This is a genomic window from Kitasatospora sp. NPDC059803 (genome assembly GCF_042732255.1).
GTDB lineage: Bacteria > Actinomycetota > Actinomycetes > Streptomycetales > Streptomycetaceae > Kitasatospora.
Genome location: NZ_JBHWIJ010000402.1, coordinates 1 through 6263, shown reverse-complemented (window position 1 = coordinate 6263; position 6263 = coordinate 1). Strand labels below are relative to the sequence as shown.

The window sequence follows — 6263 nt, the reverse complement described above, 5'->3', positions numbered from 1 at the left end:
GCCGGAGGCCGCACCGGCGCCCGCACCCGCTCCGCCAGCTGCACCCGCACCCGCGGTTCCGGAGGTGGCCGCCGCGGTGCCCGCAGCCGCACCGCCGACCGCGGCGACCCCGCCGACGGCCGCCGCGGCGGCGCTGAACCCGCCGACCCCGATCCAGACGAGCACGCCGCCGGGCAGCAGCGCGCGCAGGCCGGTGTTGATCTCGGTGAGTTCGAGGCAGGCGGCCGTGCAGCGGTTGCACTCCTGGAGGTGCCGTCCGACCTCAGCCGAGGCGCGCTTGCGCAGCGATCCGCGCGCGTACGCGCCGAGCCGGTTGGCGTACGCCTCGCAGGTGCGGTCCTGGCTGCCGGAGACGTGCGCCTGGAGGAAGGCGGCGGCGAGCCGGTCGCGGGCCCGGTGGGCCTGGACGGCGGTGGCGTTGGCGGTCTTGCCGAGCATCACGGCGACGGTCTTCGGGGACTCCCGTTCGACCTCGGTGTGCCAGAGCACCATCCGGTCGTCCTCGGGCAGTTCGGCGTAGGCCTGCATGACCATGCGCTGGTCGGCCATGGCCATTGCCCAGGCATCGGCGCCGGGGTCGGCCAGGTCGAGGTCGACGACGGCGGCCGAGGTCTGGGCGAACACGCTGAAGTCGTCGACGAGTTGCTCGCGCCGCTCGCTGCGGGTCCAGGCGGCGGCGACGTTGCGGACGGCGGTCAGCAGGTAGGCGCGGACGGCGAACTCCGGGCCCTTGCCCGCCCTCAGGGCTTGCAGGGTGCGGGCGAAGACCTCGCCGGCGAGGTCCTCGGCGGTGAAGCTGTCCCGGCAGCAGGTGCGGGCGTAGCGGCGCACCGAGTCGGCGTGCCGGCGGTAGATCTCCTCGTACGCGGTGTCGTCGCCGGCCCGGACCCGGGCGGTCAACTCGGCGTCGGAGGCCGGGCGCTCGCCGTCGACCGGGTCGGCGGGGGCGGGCACGGTGGGGCGGGCGGGGCGGCCGGCGCCGACGAACGCCTCGGGGGCGACGCCGCCGCGGCCGGCCGGGGCCTGGCCGGGCACCCGCCCGGGGGGCAGCGCGGCGGCGGAGGCGGAGAGGGACTCGCGGCTGGGCATGCCCGCCTGGTCGGGCACGTGTCCGGCGGTCGGGCCGGTGGCCGAACCCGGTGCGGCGCCGGGTACTTGGGCCGGGCCGCCGGAGGCCGTGGCGGGGCCTTCGGGCGTACTGGACGTACTGCCGGACGAGCCGTCGGCCAGTCCCCCGGTCAAGCCTCCGGACGGGCCGAAGTCGAGGCCGTACCCGTAGTCGTTCTGTTCCTCGGCGCTCACAACGGACCCCAGATTCCACGACAGCCCCCGCAGTGTGGCAGGGCGCGCGGGAGCGCGTGGGCGCACGGTTCCGCGCTGTACGGCGCCGAGGGCGCGCGAAGGGCGCGCATCGGGACATTGGCTCCAACCACGGGCAAAGGATGGCATAGCGCAGAGATGGGCGGTAGCCGGACCGGCCGGGACCCACTCTTCCGAGGAGCCGTCGCGGATGTGTTCGGCCAGCACAGGGCGGGTGGTTGTGCACCGCCCGCACCCGGCGCGCGTGACTGGTCCGCGCGCCGGTCTCCCGTCCAACTCCCGTCCCCGCCAGCTGCGGCGGCCGCGCCCGCGGTGGCGCGTCAGCGTGCCCGCAGGCCGTCCAGCAGGATCTCCAGCAGCCGCTCCGAGGGGCCGGCCGTCGGCTGCCCCTCCGCCTGCTGGACCCCGGCCGAGAAACCGGCCGTGGTCGGCGTGGTGCGGGCCGCGTGCACCGGCACCGAGGCGGTCAGCACCAGCACGACGTCCGACACCGTGACGCCCGGCCGCAGTTCGCCGGCCGCGCCGGCCCTGGCGACCAGGGCGGCCAGCAGCTGCAGCAGCAGCCGGGGATCGGCGTCGGCCGCCGACGGCTCGACGGCCGCACCGTTCTGCGCGTCGTCGCCGCGCAGGTCGAACCGGACGGCGGCCGGCTCGGGCACCCGCTGCTCCGGCACCCGGCCCAGTTCCTCCGCGTACCGGAACGCCTCCGGCGGCAGCAGCCGCCCGGCGCCGGTGCCGACCGCCCGCGCCAGGTAGCCGGCCAGCGACTCCCAGGCCCCGCCGCCGCCGTACAGCGACTCCCGCGCCTGCGCGGTCAGCCAGGCCACCTCCTCGGCGGCGATCCGCTGGACCAGCACCTCCTTGCTCGGGAAGCGCCGGTAGACCGTCCCGACGCCGACCCCGGCCCGGCGCGCGACCTCCTCCATCGGCGCGCCGTAGCCGAACTCGCCGAACACCTCGCGGGCGGCCCGCAGCACGCTCTCCAGATTCCGCCGGGCGTCCACCCGTAGTCGGGCCCCGGGGACGTGCACGACGACCGGTGGCGGCTCCACCCGGTAGGGGACGCCCGGATAGGCGGCCCCGACCTCCGGCGGCAGGTCCACCGGGCCGCGCTGTTCCGGCACCATGCCCTGGCCGGCGTGCGGTGCTCCCGTTCGCCCCAACACCTGCTCCTGCTCCATCATCCCAACTCTCCCCCGCAGGCGCCCGAACCCGGACCCTGTCGTCGCCCGCCCCTGCACCCCCCGGTGCAGCTCAGCCCGTCAGAAATGACCTGATGACCCATCGCTCGTTGCCGCCCGTCCCGTTTCGTGACCACGGTTCGTGCCTCCGGGCCGGCTCGCGTCCGGCTCGGCGCGTCGGCACCGTCCGGGGCCTTGTCCGGGAACTACCCTTCCCCGGATGACTGTCCCGCAGTCGGGTTCTCGAGCCAACGCTGGAACTGGCCGTAGTGGCCGCTCCACGGTGCGTCGCCGCCGATTGTCATGGCGGTAACCGCTCCGGCACACAATCCGACCATAGTTCACGCCCGTTCGCGGCCGAAAGTCCGTCAGAAAGTCGCCCGGGCAGCACAACTGGCCCCAGCCGTCGACTCCCGTCACATCCGGCGCGGTACGGACTGTGGACAAGACCGCCCCTGCCGGTCCTTCATAGGGGGGCGCGAGGGGGGACACCCCCGGCCGCGGGGCCGGGAGGAAGCGCCAATCGGCAGGAGGTGCACCATCAGAATCCTGATCGCCGGCGGAGGCTGTGCCGGGATGGCCACCGCGCTGCACCTCCAGCGCGGCCTGCGGGAACGCCTGCGACGCGGCGAGGTCGAGATCACCGTCGTCGAGCCCCAGGCCTACTTCACCTACCACCCGCTGCTGGCCGAGGTCGCGGCTGGCTCGATCGACCCCCGGCACGTGGTCGTCCCGCTCCGCCGGGCCCTGCCGGACTGCCGGGTGCTGACCGCCCGGATCACCCGGATCGAACACGCCGCCCGCCGCGCCTTCGCCGACGCCGCGGGCCCCGGAGAGGCCGCCGCACCGATCGAACTCCCCTACGACGTCCTGGTGGTGGCGCCCGGCTCGGTCTCCCGGACGGCGCCGGTGCCCGGTCTGGCCGAACACGGCCGCGGCTTCTCCACCGTCGGCGAGGCCGTGGGCCTGCGCAACCACGTCCTGGAACAGCTCGACCTCGCCTCCGCCACCCGCGACCCGGCCCTGCGCCAGGCCGCGCTCACCTTCGTCTTCGTCGGCGCCGGGTACGCGGGCGTCGGCGCGCTCGCCGAACTGGAGGACATGGCCCGGACCGCGGTGCGCGGCTACCACAACGTCCGCCCCGAGGACCTGCGCTGGGTCCTGGTCGAGGCCACCGACCGGATCCTCGCCGAGGAGTCGCGGGGGGGGGGGGGGGGGCCCCCCCCCCCCCCCCCCCCCCCCCCCGGGCCCCCCCCCCCGGGGGGCGGCGGGGGGCCCCCCCCCACCCCCGCCCCCCCCACCGCGAACGCGGCGTCGACATCCGGTTGCGCACCACCCTGGCGTCCGCCGCCGACCGGGTCGTCGCCCTGTCCGACGGCAGCCGCTTCGGTGCCCGCACCCTGGTCTGGACGGCCGGGGTGAGGCCAGCCCCGCTGCTGCGCGACACCGACCTGCCGCTGGACACCCTCGGCCGGGTCCGCTGCCTCGCCACCCTGCAAGCCGTCGGCCCGGACGGGCGCGCGCTGCCCGGCGTCTGGGCGGCCGGGGACTGCGCCGCCGTACCGGACCCCGACGCGGACGGGGCGCCCTGCGCGCCCAACGCCCAGCACGCCTTCGCCCAGGCCGAGCTGCTCGCCCGGAACATCGCGGTCGCCCTGGACGCCGGACCGCACGCCCCCGGCCTCGCCGAGTACCGGCCGGGCCACGTCGCCTGCTCGACCTCGCTGGGCCTGCGCCGGGCCGTCGCCCACACCCGGCGCGGCCGCCGGATCACCGGGCGGCGGGCCTGGTGGCTGCACCGCGCCCGGCACCTGCGGCGCCTGCCGAGCGCGGAGCGCCGGGTGCGGGTGCTGATGGACTGGGTGCTGGGCGGGCTGTTCTCCCGCGAGGTGGTCTCGCTGGGGGCGGCGGAGCATCCGCGTCCGGAGTTCGAGGCCGGGTCCGGGCCGCGGCCCGACGGCGGTCCGGACGCCCCGCGGTGAGCGCCCCGGCGCCCCGTGCCGGGGCGGAACGGGCGGCCACGCCGGGCGGGCGACTTCCGGAATCGGGCCCTTGCCTGACAGGATCAGCCCAACCTAGTCATTACCCCGTGTGCTGATGTGCACACAAAAAGTGATGATATGCCTGGAAATCGAGGAAGCGGCCGTCGTTTGAACCTCATGCGCTGGAGCGCCCGGCTCACCGGAGTCCCTTGGCGTGCCGCCCCGCCAACCGGGGCCGGCACCGACGAGGGCGCGCCCTCCGCCGACGGCGTCGTCGTCCCCGGCCCCCGCGACCCCACCAACCTGGCCACCGCCGCCGAACTCCTCGACCTGCACAAACCCCAGAACCTGCGCGAGGTCCTCAACCGGATCCCCGCCCCGGTGGCCGTCACCTACGGCCCGCTCCACCAGCTCGGCTACGCCAACCGCGCCTACCGCGAACTCTTCGGCGACCGCACCACCGGCCTGCCCGCCGGAGAAGCCCTCCCCGAACTCGGCACCATGGGTGTCCTGGCCCTGATGGACCAGGTCATCCGCGGCGGCCGCCCGCGCAGCGTCAAGGCCCGCTGCATCCTCGGCCTCACCGGCAACCGCTACTACAACGTCTCCTGCGTCCCGCTCGGCCCCGGCGGCCCCGGCGGCCCCGGCGACACCGGGGACACCCTCGCCGAGGGACCGCCCGCCGGCGTCCTGATCTTCGCCGCCGAGGTCACCGACCAGGTCCTCGCCGCCGCCCGGCTCCGCGAAGCCGAACGCCGCCAGCGCGAGGCCGCCGTCACCCTCCAGCGCAGCCTCCTCCCGCAGAAGCTCGACCAGCCGGCCGACCTGAGGGTCGCCGCCACCTACCAGCCCGGCGGCGCCGAGGCCGCCGTCGGCGGCGACTGGTACGACGTCATCGCCATCGACGGCGGCCGGACCGCCCTGGTCATCGGCGACGTGATGGGGCGCGGCCTGCGCGCCGCCGCCGTCATGGGCCAGCTGCGCACCGCCGTCCGCGCCTACGCCCGGCTCGACCTGCCCCCGCACGAGGTGATGCGCCTGCTCGACGGCCTCGCCATGGAGATCGACGCCAACCAGATCGCCACCTGCACGTACGCCGTCTGGGACCCGCAGCGCCGCACCCTCTCCTACGCCTCCGCCGGACACCTCCCCATGCTGCTGCGCTGCCCCGACGGGACGGTCCTGCGCAGCGAGGAGCAGAACGGCCCTCCGCTCGGCACCGGCGACGGCCTCCACGTCTCGCACACCCTGCGCCTGCTGCCCGGGACCACCGGCGTCCTCTATACGGACGGCCTGGTCGAACGCCGCGACGAGGACATCGACCAGGGCCTCGACCTCCTCGCCCGCACCCTCACCGGCGCGGTCGGGGCCCCCGAGGTGATCTGCGCCCGCCTCCTGCGGGCGATGGGCGTGACCTCCGAGCACGACGACGACGTCGCCGTCCTGGCCTTCCACCTGCCGGCGGAGGAGGCGGAGGAGAAGGCGGAGGAAGAGAGCGTCGCCGGGGCGGAACCGGAGCTTGACTCGGCCTTCCCCGAGGTCTAGTGTTCTTCGAGCTGCCTGGCAGGGAGCACCGGACACGCATTTTGCGCGGACGGTCCCGCGGTAGCCAATCCTTTCGAAACACCACTTCCCGGTTCGGGCTGGGTCGCGTCTTGTCGCGGCTTGGTTCTTATTCGGTGTGCTCGTTTTATTGGATTGCGGCCGATTCGCTTTTCGGAGCGGGGATCGGCTAGAGTTTGAAACGTCGGACGGGGCGTCAAGCCGCAGAAGACACCAG

4 protein-coding genes and 1 pseudogene are annotated in these 6263 nt (G+C 75.3%); 3 read left to right on the top strand and 2 right to left on the bottom strand.

What is annotated here, in order from left to right; all coding sequences use genetic code 11:
• Both ACFV6I_RS36610 and ACFV6I_RS36605 read right to left on the bottom strand, forming a co-directional pair.
• On the bottom strand, positions 1-1302 hold a 1302-nt coding region (locus ACFV6I_RS36610), incomplete at its 3' end, for a sigma-70 family RNA polymerase sigma factor (RefSeq protein WP_380430304.1).
• Positions 1303-1640: 338 nt separating this feature from the next.
• A complete protein-coding gene (locus tag ACFV6I_RS36605; RefSeq protein WP_380430302.1) occupies positions 1641-2504 on the bottom strand; it encodes a TetR/AcrR family transcriptional regulator in 864 nt (287 codons plus the stop codon).
• Positions 2505-3077: 573 nt separating this feature from the next.
• Between ACFV6I_RS36605 and ACFV6I_RS36600 the strand changes: the two genes are divergently transcribed.
• From ACFV6I_RS36600 to ACFV6I_RS36590, 3 genes and pseudogenes are all read left to right on the top strand, one after another.
• Positions 3078-3923, top strand: a complete 846-nt coding sequence (locus tag ACFV6I_RS36600; protein ID WP_380430299.1) for an NAD(P)/FAD-dependent oxidoreductase — start codon at positions 3078-3080, stop codon at positions 3921-3923.
• A complete protein-coding gene (locus tag ACFV6I_RS36595; RefSeq protein ID WP_380430296.1) occupies positions 3827-4483 on the top strand; it encodes an FAD-dependent oxidoreductase in 657 nt (218 codons plus the stop codon). Before ACFV6I_RS36600 ends, ACFV6I_RS36595 begins: the two co-directional genes overlap by 97 nt.
• Before the next feature lie 168 nt (positions 4484-4651).
• Positions 4652-5962 (top strand): annotated as a pseudogene (locus ACFV6I_RS36590) (PP2C family protein-serine/threonine phosphatase); the annotation flags it as partial.
• Positions 5963-6263: the final 301 nt, after the last annotated feature.